This is a genomic window from Vibrio sp. 1562 (assembly GCF_033340155.1).
GTDB classification, from domain to species: Bacteria; Pseudomonadota; Gammaproteobacteria; order Enterobacterales; family Vibrionaceae; genus Vibrio; species Vibrio alginolyticus.
The window spans coordinates 12,681-35,748 of record NZ_JAWOVY010000005.1 but is presented as its reverse complement, the minus strand read 5'-3'; the positions used below and the strand labels follow the sequence as shown (position 1 = coordinate 35,748).

Annotated in this window: 21 protein-coding genes; 11 read left to right on the top strand and 10 right to left on the bottom strand. The window is 45.6% G+C overall.

Annotated elements, in window-relative coordinates:
* Positions 1 to 142 precede the first annotated feature (142 nt).
* On the bottom strand, positions 143 to 403 hold the full coding sequence (gene rpsT, locus R7Z49_RS06820; RefSeq protein WP_005381938.1) for a 30S ribosomal protein S20: 261 nt from the start codon (positions 401 to 403) through the stop codon (positions 143 to 145).
* Positions 404 to 708: 305 nt separating this feature from the next.
* Here rpsT and murJ point away from each other — a divergent pair, with 305 nt between their 5' ends.
* From murJ to ispH, 6 genes are all read left to right on the top strand, one after another.
* On the top strand, positions 709 to 2,271 hold the full coding sequence (gene murJ / locus R7Z49_RS06815; protein ID WP_005381936.1) for a murein biosynthesis integral membrane protein MurJ: 1,563 nt from the start codon (positions 709 to 711) through the stop codon (positions 2,269 to 2,271).
* A gap of 69 nt (positions 2,272 to 2,340) precedes the next feature.
* A complete protein-coding gene (gene ribF, locus R7Z49_RS06810; protein WP_005381933.1) occupies positions 2,341 to 3,276 on the top strand; it encodes a bifunctional riboflavin kinase/FAD synthetase in 936 nt (311 codons plus the stop codon).
* Between the two features lie 64 nt (positions 3,277 to 3,340).
* Positions 3,341 to 6,169, top strand: coding sequence for an isoleucine--tRNA ligase (gene ileS, locus R7Z49_RS06805; RefSeq protein WP_017821497.1), 2,829 nt, complete (start codon positions 3,341 to 3,343; stop codon positions 6,167 to 6,169).
* Positions 6,170 to 6,242: 73 nt separating this feature from the next.
* On the top strand, positions 6,243 to 6,749 hold the full coding sequence (gene lspA, locus R7Z49_RS06800; RefSeq protein ID WP_005381924.1) for a signal peptidase II: 507 nt from the start codon (positions 6,243 to 6,245) through the stop codon (positions 6,747 to 6,749).
* Between the two features lie 144 nt (positions 6,750 to 6,893).
* Positions 6,894 to 7,325 carry an FKBP-type peptidyl-prolyl cis-trans isomerase gene (gene fkpB / locus R7Z49_RS06795; RefSeq protein WP_005381922.1) on the top strand — a complete coding sequence of 144 codons (432 nt, stop codon included), beginning with the start codon at positions 6,894 to 6,896 and terminating at the stop codon, positions 7,323 to 7,325.
* A gap of 23 nt (positions 7,326 to 7,348) precedes the next feature.
* A complete protein-coding gene (gene ispH / locus R7Z49_RS06790; RefSeq protein ID WP_005381920.1) occupies positions 7,349 to 8,314 on the top strand; it encodes a 4-hydroxy-3-methylbut-2-enyl diphosphate reductase in 966 nt (321 codons plus the stop codon).
* A 46-nt stretch (positions 8,315 to 8,360) separates the two neighbouring features.
* Here the strand turns inward: ispH and R7Z49_RS06785 are convergent, their stop codons facing one another.
* The 4 genes from R7Z49_RS06785 to R7Z49_RS06770 form a co-directional block, all read right to left on the bottom strand.
* Positions 8,361 to 8,834: a low molecular weight phosphatase family protein gene (locus tag R7Z49_RS06785; RefSeq protein WP_017636163.1), complete on the bottom strand. Its 474-nt coding sequence runs from the start codon at positions 8,832 to 8,834 to the stop codon at positions 8,361 to 8,363.
* 71 nt (positions 8,835 to 8,905) lie between these two features.
* Positions 8,906 to 9,634, bottom strand: coding sequence for a two-component system response regulator BtsR (gene btsR, locus R7Z49_RS06780; protein ID WP_005381917.1), 729 nt, complete (start codon positions 9,632 to 9,634; stop codon positions 8,906 to 8,908).
* Between the two features lie 31 nt (positions 9,635 to 9,665).
* Entirely contained in the window at positions 9,666 to 11,336 is a 1,671-nt protein-coding gene (locus R7Z49_RS06775) for a sensor histidine kinase (protein WP_005381915.1), read from the bottom strand.
* Positions 11,337 to 11,529: 193 nt separating this feature from the next.
* Positions 11,530 to 13,014 (bottom strand): carbon starvation protein A, encoded by a 1,485-nt coding sequence (locus R7Z49_RS06770; protein WP_005381914.1) that lies wholly within the window; start codon positions 13,012 to 13,014, stop codon positions 11,530 to 11,532.
* A gap of 280 nt (positions 13,015 to 13,294) precedes the next feature.
* On the opposite strand from R7Z49_RS06770, the gene R7Z49_RS06765 reads away from it, so the two are divergent.
* Positions 13,295 to 13,636 carry a DUF2799 domain-containing protein gene (locus R7Z49_RS06765; RefSeq protein WP_005381912.1) on the top strand — a complete coding sequence of 114 codons (342 nt, stop codon included), beginning with the start codon at positions 13,295 to 13,297 and terminating at the stop codon, positions 13,634 to 13,636.
* A 113-nt stretch (positions 13,637 to 13,749) separates the two neighbouring features.
* The gene (locus R7Z49_RS06760; RefSeq protein ID WP_053350226.1) at positions 13,750 to 14,022 is read left to right on the top strand and encodes a hypothetical protein; all 273 of its coding nucleotides are present in this window, start codon (positions 13,750 to 13,752) and stop codon (positions 14,020 to 14,022) included.
* A 51-nt stretch (positions 14,023 to 14,073) separates the two neighbouring features.
* Here R7Z49_RS06760 and murQ read toward each other — a convergent pair whose 3' ends face one another.
* Entirely contained in the window at positions 14,074 to 15,003 is a 930-nt protein-coding gene (murQ, locus tag R7Z49_RS06755; protein ID WP_025768437.1) for an N-acetylmuramic acid 6-phosphate etherase, read from the bottom strand.
* Positions 15,004 to 15,039: 36 nt separating this feature from the next.
* Positions 15,040 to 16,152 carry an anhydro-N-acetylmuramic acid kinase gene (locus tag R7Z49_RS06750; protein ID WP_186584459.1) on the bottom strand — a complete coding sequence of 371 codons (1,113 nt, stop codon included), beginning with the start codon at positions 16,150 to 16,152 and terminating at the stop codon, positions 15,040 to 15,042.
* Between the two features lie 99 nt (positions 16,153 to 16,251).
* Here R7Z49_RS06750 and nagZ point away from each other — a divergent pair, with 99 nt between their 5' ends.
* The 3 genes from nagZ (at position 16,252) to tyrA (ending at position 19,668) form a co-directional block, all read left to right on the top strand.
* Positions 16,252 to 17,235, top strand: a complete 984-nt coding sequence (gene nagZ / locus R7Z49_RS06745) for a beta-N-acetylhexosaminidase (RefSeq protein WP_104975871.1) — start codon at positions 16,252 to 16,254, stop codon at positions 17,233 to 17,235.
* A gap of 207 nt (positions 17,236 to 17,442) precedes the next feature.
* Positions 17,443 to 18,519 (top strand): 3-deoxy-7-phosphoheptulonate synthase, encoded by a 1,077-nt coding sequence (locus R7Z49_RS06740; protein WP_005381904.1) that lies wholly within the window; start codon positions 17,443 to 17,445, stop codon positions 18,517 to 18,519.
* A gap of 21 nt (positions 18,520 to 18,540) precedes the next feature.
* Positions 18,541 to 19,668: a bifunctional chorismate mutase/prephenate dehydrogenase gene (tyrA, locus tag R7Z49_RS06735; protein WP_115385744.1), complete on the top strand. Its 1,128-nt coding sequence runs from the start codon at positions 18,541 to 18,543 to the stop codon at positions 19,666 to 19,668.
* A gap of 77 nt (positions 19,669 to 19,745) precedes the next feature.
* Here tyrA and R7Z49_RS06730 read toward each other — a convergent pair whose 3' ends face one another.
* The 3 genes from R7Z49_RS06730 to ettA all read right to left on the bottom strand — a co-directional run bounded on the left by R7Z49_RS06730 (position 19,746) and on the right by ettA (position 23,044).
* Positions 19,746 to 20,747: a M23 family metallopeptidase gene (locus R7Z49_RS06730; RefSeq protein WP_005381900.1), complete on the bottom strand. Its 1,002-nt coding sequence runs from the start codon at positions 20,745 to 20,747 to the stop codon at positions 19,746 to 19,748.
* Positions 20,748 to 20,786: 39 nt separating this feature from the next.
* Positions 20,787 to 21,146: a PilZ domain-containing protein gene (locus R7Z49_RS06725; RefSeq protein WP_065274196.1), complete on the bottom strand. Its 360-nt coding sequence runs from the start codon at positions 21,144 to 21,146 to the stop codon at positions 20,787 to 20,789.
* 230 nt (positions 21,147 to 21,376) lie between these two features.
* On the bottom strand, positions 21,377 to 23,044 hold the full coding sequence (gene ettA / locus R7Z49_RS06720; RefSeq protein WP_005381894.1) for an energy-dependent translational throttle protein EttA: 1,668 nt from the start codon (positions 23,042 to 23,044) through the stop codon (positions 21,377 to 21,379).
* Positions 23,045 to 23,068 lie beyond the last annotated feature (24 nt).

Genomic DNA, 23,068 nt, shown 5'->3' with positions numbered 1-23,068 from the left:
AATGAATAAGCTGATGTCTTTAAATGGGACATTCAGAAAAAGAAAAGCTGGCATTGCCAGCTTTTTTTATTAAGAAAACTTTGTAGATATAAAAAAACCGACACAAGGTCGGTTTTTTCTTCACTGTAAAATTAGGACTCTATTAAAGAGCTTTGATTTGTGCAGCGAAACGAGACTTATGGCGAGCTGCTTTATTCTTGTGAATAAGGCCTTTAGTTGCCATGCGGTCTAGGATAGGTGTAACTACAGCGAATGCAGCAGTTGCAGCTTCTTTGTCGCCTGCTTCGATAGCAGCAACAGTTTTCTTCATGTAAGTACGCATCATTGAGCGACGGCTAGCATTGTGCTGACGACGTTTCTCAGCTTGGATAGCGCGCTTCTTAGCAGATTTACTATTTGCCAAGGGTCTAACTCCCAAAAACTTAGTTCTGTGACAATTTAAGGGCGAGGAATATCCCTCATTTGCGCTTAAATGTCAAATGATTTGTGCAAAAACCGATCTAAGCCAAAACAAATTTTGGTAAGAGAGGTTATCGCGGTTAAGATGGCGGGGATTCTAACAGCATTTTTATACCAATGCTAATAATTATCCGCGAAAGGCACACTTATTCCTTACAACCCGCGGATAGATTTTTGACGTCTATTTGCAGCACCTGTCAGAGAAACAGTATAGGGTTAGCTGTCTTATGGTGATATTCCGAGGTTACAGTGAGTAAACGACTACTCAAGTCTGGCATGATCGTCAGTGCTATGACATTTATTTCCCGCGTTCTTGGCCTAGTTCGTGATGTTGTAGTGGCAAATTTAATGGGGGCAGGAGCAAGCGCAGACGTCTTTTTCTTCGCCAATAAAATTCCTAATTTTTTACGACGTTTGTTTGCTGAAGGTGCTTTTTCCCAAGCGTTTGTACCTGTTTTAACGGAAAGCCATGCTCAAGGCGACATGGATAAAACTCGGGAGCTCATTGCTCGTGCGGCGGGTACATTAGGGGTGATAGTCTCAATTGTTACCATCTTAGGTGTTCTAGGTTCCGGAGTGGTGACTGCACTGTTTGGTTTTGGTTGGTTCCTAGACTGGATGCATGGTGGTCCCGCGGCTGAGAAGTTCGAACTTGCTAGCGTGATGCTCAAGATTACCTTTCCTTATTTATGGTTCATCACTTTTGTTGCCCTATCGGGAGCCATTCTCAATACACTAGGTAAGTTTGCGGTTTCTTCGTTTACTCCCGTCTTCCTCAACGTAATGATCATTTTGGCAGCATGGTTTATCTCGCCGCAGATGTCACAGCCAGAGATTGGCCTTGCCATCGGTGTTTTCCTTGGTGGTTTGGTTCAGTTCTTATTTCAAATCCCTTTCCTTATTAAAGCGGGGGTTATGGTTAAGCCGAAATGGGGCTGGCGCGATCCGGGCGTGGTGAAGATCCGAACCTTAATGATTCCTGCTTTGTTCGGTGTGTCGGTAAGCCAAATCAACTTGTTGTTTGATACTTTTATTGCCAGCTTTCTGCAAACCGGTTCGATCAGTTGGTTGTACTATTCAGATCGCTTGTTGGAATTCCCGTTAGGTCTGTTTGGTATTGCTATTGCAACGGTGATTTTACCAGCATTATCACGCAAACATGTTGACGCACAAAATGAAGGATTCGCACAAACCATGGACTGGGGGGTGCGCATGGTGATCTTACTTGGCCTTCCTGCAATGCTTGGTTTGATGGTACTGGCAAAACCTATGTTGATGGTGTTATTCATGCGAGGTGAGTTTTCGCCACAAGACGTACATCAAGCATCATTGTCACTCTTTGCTTACGCTTCAGGCTTGTTGAACTTTATGCTGATTAAAGTGCTCGCTCCGGGTTATTACTCGCGTCAAGACACTAAAACGCCAGTGAAATACGGCATCATTGCGATGGTGACCAACATGGTATTTAATGCAATTTTTGCGTACTTCTATGGCTACGTTGGCTTGGCTATCGCGACGGCACTATCGGCATTTGTGAATATGGCACTGCTGTATCGTGGCCTGCACATCGCAGAGGTATACCAAATCACTAAGCGAACCGTCTTCTTTATTATACGTTTAGCTATTGCTGGCGCGGCGATGGTGGCGGCAATCTTATGGCAACTGGAAGATATGTCAGTATGGCTGGGCTGGAGCTTTGCTCACCGAAGCGCGGTGCTAGGGATGTTGATCGGTTTAGGAGCCGTAGTTTACCTAGTGGTTCTATTTTTAACTGGTGCGCGTTTAAAAGACCTAAAAGCTGGGACAGACTGAGGGTGATTAGTATATAATCCGTCAGTTTCACACAGTGTAAAGTAAAACAGAGGCAGAAAGCAGTATCCAATGGAACTGATTAGAGGCATTCACAATATCAACCCGCGACATCATGGTTGTGTGCTGACTATTGGCAATTTCGATGGTGTCCATAAAGGCCATCAACAAGTATTGCAGCAAGTGTCTGAGCAAGCGGACAGGCTATCCTTGCCTTCTGTTGTGATGACCTTTGAACCTCAGCCGATGGAGCTGTTTGCCAAAGACAAGGCACCTGCAAGGTTGACGCGATTACGCGATAAGTTCGTGCAATTGAGTAAGCTCGATATTGACCGCTTACTGTGTGTCAATTTCAATCGCCATTTTGCAAGTTTAACCGCGGAAGAGTTTATCCGTGACTTGTTGGTCGAGCGTTTGGGTGTTAAGTTTCTTGTCGTTGGTGATGATTTCTGCTTTGGCAAAGGCCGTACAGGTAACTTTGCAATGCTGCAGGAAGCAGGGGAAAAATACGGCTTTGATGTCGTAAGTACCCAGAGCTTTTGTTTACAACAATTACGTGTCAGCAGTACGGCTATCCGTCAAGCGCTGGCGCGTGACGATTTGCATTCCGCGCAACAGATGCTGGGAAGAAACTACAGCATCAGCGGTCGTGTTTCTCACGGAAGAAAGCTAGGTCGAACCATTGGGTTCCCTACTGCAAATATTCCTTTGAAACGCTGTGTTTCTCCGGTTTCCGGAGTCTATGTTGTTCAAGCGCTTGGCTTAGGAAATAAGCCAGTTGGTGGTGTTGCTAATATTGGTCAAAGACCAACCGTCAATGGTGTTCGCCAACAGTTAGAAGTGCACTTATTCGACTTTCATGCCAATTTATATGGCAAGCAACTAGAAGTGGAACTTTTGCATAAACTTCGAGATGAGCAAAAGTTTGAGTCGTTTGAAGCACTTAAACAACAAATCGAATTGGATGCTGAAGCAGCAAGGGTGTGGCTGCGTCAGCTTAAGCGTTGAGCGGTTTATTCCACCGTTCAACATAATGTCTAATTTTCGCCCAATATAACGGAATTAAGAATCGATGAGTGAGTATAAAGATACCCTGAACTTACCTGAAACAGGGTTTCCAATGCGCGGCAACCTGGCCAATCGTGAGCCAGAAATGCTTAAGCGTTGGTACAAAGAAGATCTTTACGGTGAAATCCGTAAAGCTAAGAAAGGCAAAAAGTCATTCGTATTGCACGATGGCCCTCCTTACGCAAATGGTGACATTCATATTGGTCACGCACTAAACAAGATTCTTAAAGACATTATTATTAAATCCAAAACACTTTCAGGTTTTGACGCACCTTACATCCCAGGCTGGGACTGCCACGGTCTACCAATCGAATTAATGGTAGAGAAGAAAGTAGGTAAGCCAGGCCAAAAAGTGACAGCAGCGGAATTCCGCGAGAAATGTCGTGAATACGCAGCAGGTCAGGTTGAAGGTCAGAAAGAGAGCTTCAAACGCCTTGGTATCATGGGTGAGTGGGACAAGCCATACCGCACTATGGATTTCGCAACTGAAGCGAACATTATTCGTGCTCTTGGTAAGATCGCAAGCAATGGTCACCTGCTAAAAGGTTTCAAACCTGTTCACTGGTGTACAGACTGTGGTTCTGCTCTTGCTGAAGCGGAAGTAGAATACAAAGATAAAGTATCGCCATCTATCGACGTTCGTTTTAAAGCGGCTGACGAAGCGGCACTGCTATCTAAATTTGAACTGACAGAAGGTCATGAAGGTCACGGTGACGTATCTATCGTTATCTGGACAACAACACCTTGGACACTGCCTGCAAACCGCGCAGTATGTCTACGTGATGATCTAGAGTACGTGCTTATCCAAACAGAAGGCGACAACGCTGAGCGTATCATCGTTGCTGCTGAGCTAGCGAAAGACGTAATGGACCGTGCGGGTATCGAGCACTTCCACAACCTTGGCTTTGCTAAAGGTGCGGACCTAGAGCTTTCTCAATTCCAACACCCATTCTACGATTTCACTGTACCGGCGATCCTTGGTGATCACGTTACGACTGATTCAGGTACTGGTGTTGTTCACACTGCTCCTGGTCACGGTCAAGAAGACTTCGCGGTTGGTAACAAGTACAACCTAGAAGTAGCAAACCCAGTTGGCTCAAACGGTGTTTACCTACCAGATACAGAGCTATTTGCTGGTCAGCACGTATTTAAAGCGAACGATGCAGTAGTAGAAGTACTAAAAGAAAAAGGTGCACTACTACACCACCACGCTTACGAGCACAGCTACCCACACTGTTGGCGTCATAAGACCCCAATCATCTTCCGTGCTACACCTCAATGGTTCGTTTCTATGGACCAAGCTGGCCTACGTGCTAAAGCATTAGAGTCAATCAAGAATGTAGAGTGGATGCCTGAGTGGGGTCAAAGCCGCATCGAAGGTATGATCGAAGGTCGCCCTGAGTGGTGTATCTCTCGTCAACGTACTTGGGGTGTGCCAATTGCTCTGTTTGTTCATAAAGAAACAGCAGAACTTCATCCAAACACGCTAGAGCTGATCGAGAAAGTCGCTAAGCTGGTTGAAGAGAAAGGCATCCAAGCATGGTGGGATGTAGATGCCGCTGAACTACTAGGTGCTGACGCTGACCAATACGAAAAAGTGCTAGATACGCTAGACGTATGGTTCGATTCAGGTGTCACTCACTTCTCTGTTGTTGATGCTCGTGAAGAGTACAACGGCAACAGTGCAGACCTATACCTAGAAGGTTCTGACCAACACCGCGGTTGGTTCCAATCTTCTTTAATTTCATCTATTGCGATGAAAGACGAAGCACCTTACAAACAAGTACTGACACACGGTTTCGTGGTTGACGGTCAGGGTCGTAAGATGTCTAAATCTATCGGTAACGTGGTTGCGCCAAAAGACGTAACCAACAAGCTAGGTGCTGACATTCTTCGTCTATGGGTTGCTTCTACAGACTACACTGGTGAAGTTGCGGTTTCTGATGAAATCCTAAAACGCAGCGCAGATGCGTACCGTCGTATCCGTAACACAGCGCGTTTCTTCCTAGCTAACTTGAGCGGCTTCAACCCTGAAACAGACATCGTTCCTGTTGAAGAGATGGTTGCGCTAGATCGCTGGGCGGTTGGTCGTGCACTAGCAGCACAAGAAGAGATTGTTAAAGCATACGAAGAGTACAACACACACGGTGTAACTCAGCGTCTAATGCAATTCTGTTCAATCGAAATGGGCTCTTTCTACTTAGACGTAATTAAAGACCGTCAGTACACAGCAAAACGTGGCGGCAACGCTCAACGTAGCTGTCAGACTGCACTTTACTACATCGTAGAAGCGCTAGTTCGTTGGATGGCGCCAATCATGTCGTTCACTGCAGATGAAATCTGGAACGAAATGCCAGGTCAACGCGACAAGTTCGTATTCACTGGTGAGTGGTTCGACGGTCTATTCGGTCTTGCTGAAGGTGAAGAGCTGAACAACGAATTCTGGTCTGAGATCCAAGCGGTTCGTGGTGCGGTAAACAAACTTCTAGAAGATGCGCGTAAAGAGAAAACCATTGGTGGTGCACTACAAGCTGAAGTGACTCTATTTGCTGATGACGCACTAGCGGCGAAGATCAACAAACTTGAAGATGAACTGCGCTTTGTTCTACTAACCTCTGCGGCGAAAGTTAAGCCTCTAGGTGAGAAGACGGATGCAGCACAAGCGACGGATATCGAAGGCTTGTTTGTAGAAGTAGCAGCAGCTGAAGGCGAGAAGTGTGACCGTTGTTGGCACCACACGCCAGACGTAGGCACAATTGAAGGTCACGAGAAGATCTGTGGTCGTTGTGTGTCTAACGTAGACGGCGAAGGTGAAGTACGTAAATTCGCGTAATTGCCTAGAACGACTGAACTTTTTTTAAAATTAACAGCCCCAGTATTTACTGGGGCTGTTTGTAGGTAAAGTAATGAGTGAAAAAGCACTGACGTTAAAGCAATCTGGAGTTCGCTGGCTGTGGTTAGCAATTCTGGTATTTATTGCAGATATTGGCATCAAATTGGTGGTGATGGACAACATGGGCTACGGATGGGCAAACCGAATTGAGGTGTTGCCATTCTTCAACCTACTTTACGTTCATAACTACGGTGCCGCTTTCAGCTTCTTGAGCGATCAAGCTGGTTGGCAGCGTTGGTTATTTACAGGTATCGCGTTTGTTGTGACGGGTCTTTTGACCTACTGGATGAGCAAGCTTCCAGCAAAAGAAAAATGGAACAACATTGCTTATGCACTGATTATTGGTGGTGCAGTGGGCAACGTGTTTGACCGCGTCGTTCATGGCTTTGTTGTTGATTACCTAGACTTCTTCTGGGGTAACTACCACTGGCCAGCATTCAACCTTGCTGACATGGCGATCTGTATTGGTGCGGCAATGATTATTCTGGATGGCTTCCGTAAAAAAGACGCTAACAAGTAACCTTTTGCGATATATCGAATAACCCTAAGCGTCGTCCGTTGATTCGAGCGACGCTTTTTATTATGTTGGAGCGCCAATCAGCATATCAATGTATAAAAAGACCAAGCTGACAGCGTAATAACCCAAGAACAAGGAAGCATTAACGTGACAACAATAACCAATGAATCGGTAGTAACCCTTCACTTTACGATTAAAATGAAAGACGGATCGGTTGCAGATAGTACTCATAACATGGGTAAACCAGCGAAGTTTGTTATGGGTGATGGCAGCTTGAGTGAAAACTTTGAGCAATGCTTGATCGGCCTCGAAACAGGCGCACAAAAAGCGATTGAGCTAAAGGCAGAAGACGCGTTTGGTATGCCAAACCCTGATCATATTCACTATATGGATCGCACTAAATTTGTAGGTGATGCAGAAGTGGAAGTTGGTACAATCATGGCCTTCAGTGGCCCTGATGGCATGGAAATCCCGGGCATTATTACAGAGATTGCAGGCGATTCAGTCACTGTGGACTTCAACCATCCTCTAGCGGGACAAGACGTGACTTTCGAAGTTGAAATTTTGTCAGTAGAATAGCGAACCCAATAAAGATAATTTCCATGAGCAATGAAATGAAAATCCTGTTAGCTAACCCACGTGGTTTCTGTGCTGGTGTTGACCGCGCGATTAGCATCGTAGAGCGTGCGCTAGAGATGTATCAGCCACCTATCTATGTTCGACATGAAGTGGTGCATAACCGTTTTGTGGTTGAAGGTCTAAAACAGCGTGGTGCTATCTTCGTTGAAGAGCTGCATGAAGTGCCAGACAACAACATTGTGATTTTTTCTGCTCATGGTGTATCGCAGGCGGTTCGTCAGGAAGCCAAGCAGCGTGATTTGACCGTATTTGACGCAACGTGTCCTTTAGTAACCAAAGTGCATATGGAAGTGGCGCGTGCGAGCCGTCGTAATATGGAAGTGGTTCTGATTGGTCACGCAGGTCACCCTGAAGTCGAAGGTACGATGGGGCAATACGCCAGTGAAACCGGTGGTATGTACTTGGTTGAAACTCCAGCCGATGTTGAGAAACTGAAGGCGATTGTGAAAGATCCATCCGATCTTCATTACGTAAGCCAAACGACGCTTTCTGTCGATGAAACTGCCGATGTTATCGAAGAGCTACGCCGCGTGTTCCCAGATATCCAAGGTCCACGTAAAGACGATATCTGTTATGCGACACAAAACCGCCAAGATGCCGTACGTGAATTAGCTGGTGACGTAGATGTGATGGTTGTGGTGGGTTCTAAAAACTCATCAAACTCTACACGTCTTAAAGAGCTAGCTGAAAAGCTAGGGACACCTGGCTACTTAACCGACTGTCCGGAAGATATCAAACCTGAGTGGTTCGAAGGCAAAACAAAGGTCGGCGTGACTGCGGGAGCATCTGCTCCGGAAGAGCTCGTTAATCAGATTCTAGAGCGAATCAAAGAACTCGTCGGTGCCGAAGCGGTTGATGAAGTACTTGGCCGTGAAGAGAATATGTTCTTTGAAGTACCTAAAGAACTGCAAATCAAGCAAGTGGATTAGTCTCCATTTATCGAATATTCAAAAGGCGACCTGTGGGTCGCCTTTTTTACATCTCTCTTAACTCATTTAGGTAATCACGAATTTGGTCTTTTCCTAAACCATCGATAATCATATCAGACATCTTCGTGATTCTTCGCTCAAGCGATTGAGCAACCTTTTCGCAATGTGCGTACATGTCTTCATCAGAACCATCGGTCGGAAAAGCATCAACTTGCCAGTTTACTCGAACACCACCTGCAAGCCACTGAGGAGCGGTTTCTTGATGTAAAGAATCACAGAGAATAATAACGATGTCGGGAAGAAACTGAGTTCGCTCCTCCCATGAATGCGTGTGGATATGCGGAATGGGGAGTTGGTGGTCATCTAAATATTTTTGCACCACTGGGTGCACCTTGCCTGTGGGATGTGAGCCTCCACTGGTGACACTAAAATCTGCTGGCAGGATATTGGTTGCGATTGACTCCGCGAGGACGCTTCGTCCAGCGTTGTGCTTACATATGAATAAAACTTTATACATCATCGCCTCGTCTTTTCAGAGCGTCCTATTTATACGCTAGCGGAAACTTAGCGATGATGTGTGAAGTTTTTGTGTTAGTGGCTAATGCCGAGCATCTCTTTGAGCACCTTTAAGTAGCGGCGGCTTACTGGTATCTCAAAGCCTGTTTTGGTGATGATTTCCGCTAACCCATTTTCCAGTAACTTGATTTCGCTAATCGCTTTAATACTGACTAAGTATTGACGATGGCAGCGGACTAGAGGGGTTTTCTCTTCCAACGTTTTTAATGTCAGTTGGGTGCTCGCGGTTTGGCTGGTGGAGCGTACATGCACGCCGCTGATATCACTGTAAGCACATTCCACCGTGTCGGTGGCCATGATAACGATGCGGTTGTGTCCGATGCACGGTATCTGATCCAACGTGTCAGGTGTAATAGCAGACAGTTGTTGCGTTAGGGCGGATTGGCTAATGACTTTGTTTAGTCGTTTGACCGTTTTAGTTAACCTGCATGGGTCGACAGGTTTGAGCAAGTAATCAAAGGCATTGTCTTCAAATGCTTGAATCGCATACTGATCATAAGCCGTGACAAAAACCACATAAGGCATGGTTTCTGGATCAAGCATCCCAAGTAGTTCAATCCCCGTGACTTGAGGCATTTGGATATCGAGAAACACCACATCAGGCTTAAGTTCATTGATTTTTTTTAGGCCAAGGATTGCGTTTGAGGCATCGCCCACGACCTCAACTTGGCCTGTTTCATCCAGTAACTCTGCTAGCTCTTCACGAGCAAACTGTTCATCATCAATGACGAGTGCGGTTAACATCCAACATTACCTTTATTGCTTCAGCGTGCTTTTATGATTTTGGGGGAATGATAAAGCTCATTTTAGTAAATTGATGTGGCTCGCACGTAATTTTTAGCGCTGCATCACGTCCAAATTGATTAGTGAGACGTTTGTCGACAATTTCTAAACCTAGCCCTGAGTGGTTTTCTTTTGGCGGTTCAAAACTGCCTGCGTTGTCTTCGACGGTAATCAAGTGACCTTGTGGGTGTGCTTCGCTGTATATATGAACTTTACCACCTTCAAGCATGTTTGAAATGCCATGCTTAATGGCATTCTCAACCAAAGGCTGGAGTGTAAAGCTTGGTAATTTGATGTCCAGCAATTCAGGTTGAATATCGATTTCAACCTCTAAGCGGTCCGTAAAACGCGCTTTTTCGATGCTCAAGTACGAGTTCACATGTGCAAGCTCTTCCTTTAGCGTCACGGTATTAATGTTCTGCTTTAAATTGCTGCGGAAGAAGTGCGATAAATTTTGGATTAGCTCGCGCGCTTTGTCAGGGTCACGACGAGTAATCGCACTAATAGTATTGAGTGCATTAAACAAAAAGTGTGGATTCACCTGAGCGTGAAGCAATTTTATTTCTGCTTGGGCGAGTAAGGCTTGTTGTTGTTGGTAATCGCCATAAAGGATTTGGCTAGATAGAAGCTGGGCTATTCCTTCCGCCATCGACATGTTGGCCGTCGAGAACAATTTACGCTTCGGTTCATACAGCTTTATGGTACCAATGACCTCTTTCCCTGCACGCAGTGGGATGATCAGCGCAGATCCGAGCTTGCAATCTTTTGCAATGGAGCATTGGTATGGACGCTCCGCACCATCAAGATAAATGATGTCGTTTTTCTCCATGGAGTCTAATGTGCTTTGCGATGAAATCGGCGTGTTCGGTTTATGGTGATCATCGCCAATGCCCACAAACGCCAAGATCTTTTCTTGGTCAGTAATCGCGACAGCGCCCACTTTGGTTTCTTCGTAAATAATACGTGCGATTTTCTCTGCGTTTTCGGTGTTGAAGCCGTTGCTTAGAATTCCCACTGAGCGATCAGCAATGGTGAGCGCTCGACGCGAAAACGTCGCAGAAAACTTTTCAAAGATTGCTTTTCTGTCTTGCAGGATACTCATGAACAACGCTGCACCAAATGAGTTCGCGATGATCATAGGCGCTGCAATAGCGGACACCAGTTCATAGGCTTGATCAAAAGGTTTCGCGACGGCGAGCAGCAAAATCATTTGCACCACTTCTGCAACAAACGTGACGCTGAATACGACGCTTGGATTAAACAGCAATGCGCCTTTATTTCGCTTGATAAGGTAAACGTGGAGCAAGCCACCAATTACGCCCTCGGCGGTGGTTGAAATTGCGCAGGCTAGGTCAGTAAAGCCACCAAGAGAGTATCGATGGATGCCACCAGTAAATCCGACGGCGAAACCTACAACAGGTCCACCAAACAGCCCGCCCATAACTGCGCCGATCGCACGAGTATTGGCAATAGCATCGTTGATGTGCAGACCGAAATAGGTGCCGAGAATACAAAAGCCAGAGAAGAGTACGTAACAAATTAGGCGGTGGCTTAAGCGCGAAGAAATACTCAGCAAAGGTAAGATGATTGGCGTTTTACTTAGCATGTAAGCCAAAACTAAGTACACACACATCTGTTGTAAAAGGGAGATGACCAGTTCCATAGTGAACCTAACCTAGAATCAATGTTGTTATTGTATACCTAAGTAACCTCAAGATGCTTGGCTCAGATAGATAAGAACAGCTAAGTAAATGATGCTGCGCTGTGCTTTCTGAACCTTAAAGTGACTTGGGTATAAAACAAAAAGAGCCTGCAATTGGCAGGCTCCTATCTTAGTCACTCAGATGTGACGAGTATTACGCTGTTTCTGATACGGCTTGTGGTTTCTCTTCGTCAGCCAGTTCAGTTTCACCTTTACCCTTAGAGGTTTTGATAACGTAACCTGTCACAGCTAGGGCAAACACAATACCTACGATAGTTGATAGTTGCATTGGCAGACCAAAACCTAGCGAGCTGTTGTTTAAGATGAACGTGACACATACCGTGGTCATGAAGATAGCTGGGATAGTGGTAATCCAGTGCAGCTTGTTGTGACGCAGTAGGTAAGCGGACGCAGTCCAAAGCATCATTACCGCTGTTGTTTGGTTTGCAAAACCGAAGTAGCGCCAGATAATGCCGAAGTCTACTTGAGTTAAGATACCGCCGATAACGAACAGTGGAAGTGCCATCAGTAGACGGTTACGTAGCGTTTTTTGTTCCATGTTGAAGTATTCAGCAAGGATCAAGCGGCTTGAACGGAACGCTGTATCGCCAGACGTAATTGGTAGGATAACCACACCCAGGAACGCAAGGATACCACCGAACACACCTAGCAGACCAAATGATGCGCTGTATACCACGTTACCAGGGCCACCGTTTTTCACAGCTTCTGATAGAGCGTCTAGAGAGCCGAAGAAAGACAGAGCGATAGCACACCAAATTAGCGCGATAACACCTTCACCAATCATTGCACCGTAGAATACGAAGCGACCGTTTTTCTCATTTTCCATACAACGCGCCATCAGTGGAGACTGAGTTGCGTGGAAGCCAGAGATAGCACCACATGCAATAGTGATGAACAATGCAGGCCATAACGGCATGTCATTTGGGTTGAGGTTAGAGAACATGTCCGAAACTTGGAAGTCACCCATTACTGTGTGTTCGCTAGAGAAAGCAACGGCTGTCATTAGGCCAACAGACATAAAGATAAGTAGGGCGCCAAACAGTGGGTAGAAACGACCAATGATTTTATCGACAGGAACAATCGTCGCAATGATGTAGTAAGCAAAGATAGCAATAACCATCGTTGTCATGCTTACACTCAAGCTTGTTTGATCATTGATGAGGTTAGTAATCATGCCAGCAGGGGCTGAAACGAACACTACGCCAACTAGAAGCAATAGGACAATGGCAAAAATATTCATAAAGTGTTTTGCGCCATTACCTAGGTAGCGACCTGTAATGGTAGGTACAGATGCACCGCCGTTACGCACTGAAAGCATGCCTGAGAAGTAATCGTGTACTGCACCAGCAAAAATACAACCGACTACAATCCAAAGCATCGCCGCAGGACCGTATAGTGCCCCCATGATCGGGCCAAAAATTGGACCCACACCTGCGATGTTTAGTAGTTGAACTAGGTAAACTTTCTTTGTTGACATTGGAACGAAGTCAACACCGTCCGATTTGGTGTGAGCTGGCGTTTGGCGTTTTTCATTGATGCCGAAAATCTTCTCGACGAAAGCGCCGTAGATGAAATATCCGCCGATTAGGGCTGCGACACAGGTTAGAAACCACATCATAGCAATTGTCCTTGGTCTTAGTTGGGTAGGGTAATTTTTTAATCTCAGGATGCATGTTATGCGTCACTTGTGTTAAATGCATTCGGTTAGTAGATGAGTGGTCGAATAGAGCACTGAGTGGTCGATATGCTGCTTGAGCGGTTTTTAAAAATGGCGAAAGGTTGATGACAGTCTTGAGTGGCTGATTTGAGTCATCAGTGGTTAAATCTGCAAGCTCAGCGGCAAGCGCCAATAATTAGTGGTAAGCTTATTTTTGAAAACAACTACTTAAGGAAGAACCATGAAAAAGGTAACGGTAGGTCTGGCACTGGCTTTACTTGCAGGATGCACAGCAACGACAGCAGATCTTGCCAAGTCGGGAGATTGGCATCAGATCGGATATCAAGATGGCATAACCGGACACACATCGCGCACGATGAGCGAGCTTCGTGAGTTGGGTAGTGTTAAGCAAAGTGACTACGACCAAGGTTATTTAGAAGGTTTACGTGAGTACTGTAATCCTGCTTTTGCGTATCAAATGGGGTTATCTGGTCAGTATTACGAAGGGGTTTGTGAAGGTACTGAGCAAGCGCAAAAATTCCGCATGGAATGGCAACGTGGTTGGAATGAATACTCAAATTAATAGTCAATAAAGCCGTTGTTACACTGTCTGCATCACATAAATGTGGCAAAATCTTCCTTATTAAACTATGTTCATACTGCTTGATAGTGAGCACAGAAAAAAGGAATCACATTATGTCAACGCAAATGGCTGGTGGCTGGAGTCCATTTCATGAACTCACAGCAGATAATAAAGAAGTATTTGCTAAAGGTATCGAGGGGTTTGTCGGTGTCAAATACTCCCCTTTGGTTGTGGCTACTCAAGTCGTAGCCGGACAAAACTATGCGTTTTTCTGTAATGCAGAAGTTGTCTACCCTGGAGCACAACCATACCCAGCAATGGTTCATATGTTCAGTGACCTTGAAGGTAAAGTCGGTATTACTCACATTGAACGATTGAACTACTAAATTAAGCCATAAAAGGCGCCTGACTTTTAAATAAGTGAGGCGCTTTATTGATTAAGATTGATTAGCTTGCTCGATCACGACTTTTCTTAAATATCCTTGCTTGGCGTTCAGTTGCTCAGTTGCGCTTTCTTTATCCAGCCCGGTTAAAATCATCAAAATCGCTAACTTGGCGTCGTAGTCCGTTTCTTTGAGCGCCGTTTTAGCCTCTTGGTTAGTACAATCTGTTGCTTGCATAACAATACGAGCCGCTCTTGCAACTAGCTTTGCATTCGTCGCTTTCACATCTACCATTAAGTTCTGATAACTTTTGCCCAGGCGAATCATGCTTGCGGTAGTGAGCATGTTCAGTACGAGTTTTTGTGCTGTCCCTGATTTTAAGCGAGTGGATCCCGTTAACGCTTCAGGTCCAACAACGGGGCTAATCGCAATATCAGCAATATCTGCAATCGGAGAGTCAGGGTTACAAGATAGTGCTACAGTGGTGGCACCAAGCTCGTTCGCATACTCTAAGCCACCAATCACGTAAGGTGTTCGTCCACTTGCCGCAATACCAACGACGACATCGCGTTGTGTTAGCGTATTCTCTTTAAGATCTTGCTCGCCCAATGCTGGGTCGTCCTCCGCCCCTTCTTTTGCACGGAACATTGCCTCTTTTCCACCGGCAATAATACCAACGACCATCTCTGGGTCTGTGCCAAAAGTTGGTGGGCATTCTGAAGCGTCCAAAACGCCAAGTCGACCACTGGTACCCGCACCGATGTAAAACAACCGACCTCCGACCTTAAATGCTTCCGTGATCTTATCAACGGCTTCAGCGATCTCAGGCAATACTTTTTCAACGGCAAGAGGAACGAGTTTGTCCTGTTGGTTGATGCGTTGAACAATATCGAGAGAAGGCAGCAAGTCGATGTCCATGGTGTCTGGATTTCGCCCTTCAGATACCAGATGGGATAAAGCTGCGATAAGTGCATCGTTCGTCATAATGAATTAAGCCTTTTTGTTTAGGATCTATTGCCCTTAATTTTTTGAATAGAGTACACCCAGTGAAGCGAGACGACTTGCCCCCGTAACTTCCGGTAAGTTGCTAGGGAGGCCGTGAATATGACGCTGCGCAAGCCAAGCAAACGCCATTGCCTCCATGTAATCGCCATCAACACCTTTTTCTGCCGTTGTCGCAACGCTCCATTGTGGCAATAACTTGGCCAGTCGTTGCATCAAAAGCGGGTTTCTTGCTCCACCGCCACAGACCAATAGTTGAGGTGTGATGCCATGAGAAAACTTGTCGACTTCGTTGGCAATGGTAATTGCAGAATACTCGCAAAGTGTACGTTGTACGTCTTCGATTGGTAAATTGTGATGGGCCAGTTGTAGATGCAGCCAGTCAATATTGAACAGTTCTCGCCCGGTACTTTTAGGGGCAGGCATGGCGAGGTAAGCTTCTTTGAGTAATTGAGTCAACAAAGTAGCGTTTACCGTTCCTTTAAGTGCAAATTGTGCATCTTCGTCGAAGCTTTGCCCAGTATGCAGCGCACACCATGCGTCCATCAACATATTGCCCGGGCCTGTGTCATAGCCAATGACTGGTTGTTCTGGATGCAGTACCGAGATATTGGCAATGCCTCCAATGTTAAGCACCACAGTTGTGGAATCCTGCATCGCAAAAATGCTTTTATGGAAAGCAGGGACGAGTGGGGCACCTTGTCCACCTAGCGCCATGTCTTTACGACGAAAATCCGCTACCGTATCAATGCCTGTCTTGACCGCGATAATGTTTGCATCGCCCAATTGAGTGGTAAACGGCAAGTTTCCGGTAGGCTGATGGAACACTGTTTGACCGTGATTACCAATCGCACGAATTTGATCTGCGACGTAATCAGACTTATTGAGCAGCTGTAACACAGCATCTGCAAATAGGTGGCCGAGCTGATGGTCAAGTTCACCTATGGCTTTTAAATTTGTTGCTTGACCGGTACAAACAGATAACAGCATGTCTTTTAGTGCTGCGGGCATTGGGTAGTCGTCGTGCGCAATCAGACGAACGTGCTCATCGCTTATTTCAACTAGAGCGGTATCAACACCATCCATACTCGTTCCAGACATCACACCAATGTACAGTTCGTTAAATTTCATAGCCGATCTCGTCAATTCTTCATTCACTTATTGTAAAGCAAATCTGAAGCGAATAACCTCATCGAATACGAGATATTCAGCCGATTTTGAGGAGAAAACATGGGACCGTTATGGGTTGACGTTGCGGGGTATGAACTGACCGCTGAAGACAAAGAAATCTTGGAGCATCCTACGGTTGGTGGCTTAATTCTATTTGCTCGCAACTATCATGATAGCGAACAGCTTCAAGCACTTACTCAATCCATCCGAAAGGCGGCTAAGCGCCCGTTTTTGATCGGTGTGGATCAAGAAGGCGGCCGAGTGCAGCGCTTTCGTGAAGGTTTCTCATTAATTCCTGCTGCTGATGAGTACGCTAAACATCAAAATGGTGAAGAGCTTGCTCGTATGGGCGGTTGGTTAATGGCAGCAGAGCTGATTGCCCATGATATTGATTTAAGCTTTGCCCCGGTACTTGACCAAGGCCATCAATGTAAAGCGATCGGTAACCGCGCATTCGGTGAAGATGCCGATACCATTCTTCGCTATAGCACTGCATATATGCAGGGAATGAAGAGTGTTGGCATGGCAACGACAGGCAAGCACTTCCCTGGACATGGTGGCGTGATTGCAGACTCACATCTAGAAACACCATACGATGAGCGCAGTGATATTTTTGAACAAGATATGGCGATCTTCAAAGCGCAAATTGATGCCGGTATTTTAGATGCCATGATGCCTGCTCACGTGATTTTCCCACATTATGATGCTCAACCAGCCAGCGGTTCTGAATACTGGTTAAAACAGGTCCTGCGTCAGCAATTGGGTTTTAAAGGTTTGGTTTTTTCGGATGACTTGACCATGGAAGGCGCTGCGATTATGGGCAGCTCAGCCGAGCGAGGTGCTCAAGCATTGAGAGCTGGTTGCGATATGTTGTTAATGTGTAATAAACGAGAAGCGCACGTTGAGGTATTAGACAACTTACCGGTTTCAACCGTGCCACTCGCGGATGGATTACTGAAAAAACAGTCATTTTCTCCAAGCGAACTTAAGCTATCTCAAGAGTGGAAAGCGGCGAGTGAAGCGATGAAACGCTTGACTAGCTAAACCTCTTGTAAAAGATTCAAAACAGCGATGAGAAGCCAAAGTTAATTATACTTTGGCTTTTCATTTGACTGTAAGCTTAAGTTTACACTAAATGTTTTTTATTCTGTACGCTTGTTTTTCTTTTTTAGCCTGTTATCTTGTCGTTAAAGCTTAGTTGTCTCACCAAAGGTTTGGTTGGGTGTAAAAATAAATATACAGGTTAGAGTTATGCAGAAAAGTGAGTTGAGCAATATTAATATTATCGAAGAACAGGTTCTTATTACTCCGGAGGAACTAAAAACCAAGCTTCCTTTGAGTGAAAAAGCACGTCGCTTTATTCAAGAGTCTCGTCAAACTATCGCTAATATTATTCACAAGAAGGATCACCGCCTGCTTGTTGTATGCGGTCCATGTTCTATCCACGACGTAGAAGCGGCGAAGGATTACGCAAAGCGACTTAAAGCACTCTCTGAACAACTAAGTGACCAACTGTATATTGTTATGCGTGTTTACTTTGAGAAGCCGCGCACCACGGTCGGCTGGAAAGGCCTGATCAATGACCCACACCTAGACGGCAGTTTCGATATTGAACACGGTCTGCATGTTGGACGCGAACTTCTGGTGGAGTTGGCAGAGATGGAAATCCCGCTCGCGACTGAGGCTCTAGACCCAATTAGCCCACAATACTTGGCGGATACTTTTAGCTGGGCAGCCATCGGTGCTCGTACGACGGAGTCACAAACTCACCGTGAAATGGCAAGCGGCCTGTCTATGCCAATCGGTTTTAAGAATGGCACCGATGGCAGTTTGGCAACCGCAATTAACGCGATGCAAGCTGCGTCCTCTAGCCACCGTTTTATGGGAATTAACCGTGAGGGACAAGTCGCACTGTTGACCACCCAGGGCAATGCTAATGGACATGTGATCTTACGTGGCGGCAAGCAAACTAACTACGATTCGGTATCAGTCACTGAGTGTGAGCAAGAGATGGCGAAATCTGGTCTTGATGCTTCATTAATGGTGGATTGCAGTCACGCCAACTCACGTAAAGATTACCGTCGCCAGCCATTAGTCGCGGAGGATGTGATTCATCAAATCCGTGAAGGCAATAAATCTATTATCGGTCTTATGATTGAAAGCCATATCAATGAAGGAAATCAATCTTCTGACTTAGCTCTTGAAGAGATGAAATACGGTGTATCTATCACTGACGCATGTATCAATTGGGATTCAACTGAGGCACTATTACGTCATGCACATGAAGAGCTAGTGCCTTTCTTAGAAAATCGTCTAAAGGCTAATTAATACAGGATTTAAGGAACATCAATGGCAGTTGAACTTAACGCATTACGCGATCAGATTGATGCAGTCGACAAGCAAATGTTGGAGCTATTGGCTCAGCGTTTAGCGCTCGTAGAGAAAGTTGGGGAAGTAAAAAGCGAACATGGTTTGCCAATTTATGCTCCAGACCGCGAAGCGGCGATGTTAGCTTCTCGTCGCGCTGAAGCTGAAAAAATGGGAATTCCTCCACAGCTTATTGAAGATATTCTGCGTCGAACAATGCGTGAGTCTTATGCCAGCGAGAAAGATTCCGGTTTTAAGTGTTTGAACCCTGATTTACGCTCAGTTGTTATTATTGGTGGTAATGGTCAATTGGGTGGCCTGTTTGGGCGTATGTTCAAATTGTCGGGCTACCAGGTCAAAGTTCTCGGCAGTAAAGACTGGGATCATGCGGATGAGATTCTAGACAACGCGGGTTTAGTCGTGGTCACGGTGCCGATTCATCTAACGGAAGGGGTGATCGAAAAACTGGGGAACTTGCCGCAAGACTGCATTCTGTGTGACCTGACTTCTATCAAGTCGAAGCCTCTGCAAGCAATGTTGAATGTGCACCAAGGTCCTGTAGTTGGTTTACACCCAATGTTTGGCCCAGATGTTCCGAGCCTTGCCAAGCAGGTTATTGTGTACTGTGATGGTCGTGGTCACGAGCATTACCAATGGCTATTGCAACAGTTTGGAATTTGGGGCGCAAGCTTGTGCCAAATCGATGCACAAGAGCACGATCATGGCATGACGTTGATTCAGGCGTTGCGCCACTTCACGTCGTTTGCTTACGGTATGCACCTAAGCAAAGAGAACCCGAACATCGATCAGTTGTTGAAGTTAAGCTCGCCAATCTACCGCCTTGAATTGGCGATGGTGGGACGACTGTTTGGTCAGGATCCGAGCTTGTACGGTGATATCATTTTCTCTTCTCAAGAGAATATCGATATGATCAAGCGATTCCATCAGCGTTTAGGTGATGCGGTAGCGATTCTGGATAGCAGAGACAAAGCGCGATTCATCGAAAGCTTTAAGCAGGTGAGTGATTGGTTTGGTACTTATTCTCAACAATTTATGAATGAGAGCCAAAACTTACTCAAACAGGCGAATGATAATATTCATCGCGGCTAATCACGGGTCATTTAGCCGTGCAGAGTCCGAAACAAAAAGAGCAGCGTAAGCTGCTCTTTTTCGTGTTGATGGACAAATCAGTTCGTCGCAGTATTACTCGTATCTTCACTTGATACTGTGTTGATACTGGTATCGCGATAGGGTGAATTGGTTAAATTGACTTGTAGGCGTACAACGTTATCAATCAATTGAACCAAAGGTCCCCATTTCACTTTTTTCTCTTTTTCAAAGACGTCATTGAAGTTTTCTGGTGTCCACTCCATTAAGTATTGAGGGTTGAGTGCTCGTCCGAGGAAGCGTACTTCATAGTGCAAGTGTGGCCCTGTGGAGTTGCCAGAGTTACCGCATTGAGCAATGATGTCGCCTTTACTAACAAACTGACCGCTTTTCACTTTGAAGCGTTGTAGATGAGCAAAGGAGCTCATAAAGCCAAATGAGTGACGAATGGTGACATAGTTACCATAACCACGATTGCTCGGGCGAACGGTTTCCACCACACCGTCAGCCGGTGCCAGGATCTCTTCTCCTCTTTTACAAGTCAGATCGATACCAGTATGAACATGTCTCTTACCTGAAATCGGATTAATACGACTGCCGTAAGAAGAAGAAATACGTTGGTATGTGACTGGACTGTCATTTGGTATCAAACGGAACATCGTCGCGCGAACAGCAGAATCGATAGCGGCTGCGTCAATTCGCTCCTCTAACCCCATGCTGTTCTCATCGATCATCAACTCTTCGTCTGCGAGACCTAAAACCGATTCAACGTCGAATACCCGTTTGCCCAATAGCTGAATTTGATTGTTTTTGTCCGTCAAAGATTGGGAAAGCGAATGATTGGTATCAAGCTGCTCTTCGTAAAGAGCCGTCACTTCGGCCTTTTCACTTTCCAGTTTGGCGATGATTTGTGTTAGTTCGTCTTTATTGTGCATCTGCTGCTGATTAAGGTACCACGCACCACCAACGACGGCGGGTAATGCCAATACTGAAGCAAATACTGCTAGGACCGAACTGCGGCCCAAATAGAACTGCTGATCGCCGTCTTTCGTCGGGATCTGCATGATGATTTTTTTAGACATAGTTATTGTTACTTAAATAGGCGTTCATTTATTTTTCTCCTAAAAACCAGAGAGGTGCTCTAACTCTCGATTCAGAAGGTCGTTATTGCCTACATTCAATTCTATAAATCGTTTTAGTTGGCTAATGCTTTCGATGTCTATCTTAGCGATCTTCAACCTAACCTCACACTTAGAGACATTCACAATTTGCGCTTTTAACGTAATCACTTGTTCGGATTGATCAAATGAAAAAGTCACATGGACTGGAAGGGTTGGATCCAAAGCCTCAGTCTCTTCCACTTTCATGAGTAAACCATGCAAGGAAAGATCTTGAATCCTAGCTTCAATTGCCAAGTCACGTTGTTCTATCTTAGCTGGAGCTTGATGGAGAATACGTGAAAAGCGTCGTCTCTCTGTCATATGAATATTCTCGTCAGGTCGTCAAACAGAATTGAATAGTATATCAATACGAACAAAAAATGTTCGATTGTTGTTTGAAAAGTGTCGAAGTCGCTACAGAGTGACGTAAGTGCAATGTCATGTTCTTAACGAACGAGACGGGCTAATGAGCTCTTTTTATAACAAAGAAAACAAAGGCCGCTATGATAGCGGCCTTTGTACAAATTACAATCAAACTTTGTGGGTTGCGATTACTTCGCAATACGCTTGTATTTGATACGGTGTGGTTCTGCGGCTTCAGGACCCAATGTTTTCTTCAACCAATCCATGTACTCTGTGTAGTTACCTTCGTAGAAGTTAACTTGGCCTTCGTCACGGTAGTCAATGATGTGGGTAGCGATACGGTCAAGGAACCAACGGTCGTGCGAGATAACCATTGCACAACCAGGGAACTCTAGTAACGCTTCTTCTAGAGCACGCAGTGTTTCAACGTCAAGGTCATTGGTTGGTTCGTCGAGTAGCAACACGTTACCGCCCGCTTTAAGCAGCTTCGCAAGGTGGACACGGTTACGCTCACCACCCGATAGTTCACCAATAATCTTTTGTTGGTCACTGCCTTTAAAGTTAAAGCGTGAACAGTATGCACGAGCTGGGATTTCGAAGTTGTTGATCTTAATGATATCAGCACCTTCAGAGATCTCTTGGAATACGGTTTTAGAATCGTCCATGCTGTCACGGAACTGATCGACCGATGCCAGTTTTACTGTATCGCCCATCTCAATTGTGCCCGAGTCTGGTTGTTCAGTACCACTTAACATCTTGAATAGCGTCGATTTACCTGCGCCGTTAGCACCGATGATACCAACAATTGCACCTTTAGGGATGCTGAATGACAGGTCATCAATCAGAACTCGACCGTCAAATGACTTGGTCAGGTTCTTCACTTCAATAACCTTATCACCTAGACGCTCACCTGGTGGGATAAATAGTTCATTGGTTTCATTACGTTTTTGGTGATCAGAGCTTTGCAGTTCTTCAAAGCGAGCCATACGTGCTTTTGACTTCGCTTGACGACCTTTAGGGTTTTTACGTACCCACTCAAGCTCTTTCTCGATAGTCTTTTGGCGAGCACTCTCTTGGGAGGCTTCTTGTTGTAGACGAGCGTCTTTTTGCTCCAGCCATGAGGTGTAGTTGCCTTCCCATGGGATACCTTCACCACGGTCCAGTTCTAAGATCCAGCCCGCAGCGTTATCTAGGAAGTAACGGTCGTGGGTGATGGCTACTACGGTACCTGTGTAATCCACTAAGAAGCGCTCTAGCCAAGCCACTGATTCTGCATCTAGGTGGTTGGTAGGCTCATCAAGCAGTAGCATGTCTGGCTTAGAAAGTAGCAAGCGACAAATAGCCACACGGCGGCGTTCACCACCTGATAGGTGCGCAATTTTTTGGTCCCATTCAGGTAAACGAAGTGCGTTTGCCGCACGCTCAAGCGCATTTTCTAGGTTGTGGCCATCTTTCGCTTGGATAAGGGCTTCTAGCTCGCCTTGCTCTTTTGCAAGTGCGTCGAAGTCTGCATCTGGTTCAGCGTATGCTGCGTAGACTGCGTCCAAACGTTTCAGAGCGTCAGCAACGTCAGCAACCGCTTCTTCAACAACTTCACGAACGGTTTTTGATTCGTCTAATACTGGTTCCTGAGGTAGGTAACCTACGTTTAGACCAGGTTGTGGACGCGCTTCACCGTCGATATCCGTGTCGATACCTGCCATGATACGTAGCAGTGTGGATTTACCTGCACCGTTCAGACCTAAAACACCGATTTTCGCACCAGGGAAGAAGCTCAGAGAGATGTCTTTAAGAATTTGACGCTTAGGTGGCACAATTTTGCTCACCCGCGACATGGTATATACGTATTCAGCCATTGCCGATCGTTCCTAAATTAACTG

Bases quoted from the DNA above. Each gene is read 5' to 3' on its own strand.
- R7Z49_RS06770 (WP_005381914.1), bottom strand. From the start codon at position 13,014: ATGATGTGGTTTCTAACCTGTGTCGCAGCCCTAATCGGCGGATATTTC.
- ribF (WP_005381933.1), top strand. From the start codon at position 2,341: ATGGAACTGATTAGAGGCATTCACAATATCAACCCGCGACATCATGGT.
- R7Z49_RS06730 (WP_005381900.1), bottom strand. From the start codon at position 20,747: ATGTCTAAAAAAATCATCATGCAGATCCCGACGAAAGACGGCGATCAG.
- lspA (WP_005381924.1), top strand. From the start codon at position 6,243: ATGAGTGAAAAAGCACTGACGTTAAAGCAATCTGGAGTTCGCTGGCTG.
- R7Z49_RS06750 (WP_186584459.1), bottom strand. From the start codon at position 16,152: ATGAAATTTAACGAACTGTACATTGGTGTGATGTCTGGAACGAGTATG.
- R7Z49_RS06725 (WP_065274196.1), bottom strand. From the start codon at position 21,146: ATGACAGAGAGACGACGCTTTTCACGTATTCTCCATCAAGCTCCAGCT.
- R7Z49_RS06760 (WP_053350226.1), top strand. From the start codon at position 13,750: ATGTCAACGCAAATGGCTGGTGGCTGGAGTCCATTTCATGAACTCACA.
- R7Z49_RS06740 (WP_005381904.1), top strand. From the start codon at position 17,443: ATGCAGAAAAGTGAGTTGAGCAATATTAATATTATCGAAGAACAGGTT.
- ileS (WP_017821497.1), top strand. From the start codon at position 3,341: ATGAGTGAGTATAAAGATACCCTGAACTTACCTGAAACAGGGTTTCCA.
- btsR (WP_005381917.1), bottom strand. From the start codon at position 9,634: ATGTTAACCGCACTCGTCATTGATGATGAACAGTTTGCTCGTGAAGAG.
- murQ (WP_025768437.1), bottom strand. From the start codon at position 15,003: ATGACGAACGATGCACTTATCGCAGCTTTATCCCATCTGGTATCTGAA.
- ispH (WP_005381920.1), top strand. From the start codon at position 7,349: ATGAGCAATGAAATGAAAATCCTGTTAGCTAACCCACGTGGTTTCTGT.
- R7Z49_RS06775 (WP_005381915.1), bottom strand. From the start codon at position 11,336: ATGGAACTGGTCATCTCCCTTTTACAACAGATGTGTGTGTACTTAGTT.
- R7Z49_RS06765 (WP_005381912.1), top strand. From the start codon at position 13,295: ATGAAAAAGGTAACGGTAGGTCTGGCACTGGCTTTACTTGCAGGATGC.
- nagZ (WP_104975871.1), top strand. From the start codon at position 16,252: ATGGGACCGTTATGGGTTGACGTTGCGGGGTATGAACTGACCGCTGAA.
- tyrA (WP_115385744.1), top strand. From the start codon at position 18,541: ATGGCAGTTGAACTTAACGCATTACGCGATCAGATTGATGCAGTCGAC.
- R7Z49_RS06785 (WP_017636163.1), bottom strand. From the start codon at position 8,834: ATGATGTATAAAGTTTTATTCATATGTAAGCACAACGCTGGACGAAGC.
- ettA (WP_005381894.1), bottom strand. From the start codon at position 23,044: ATGGCTGAATACGTATATACCATGTCGCGGGTGAGCAAAATTGTGCCA.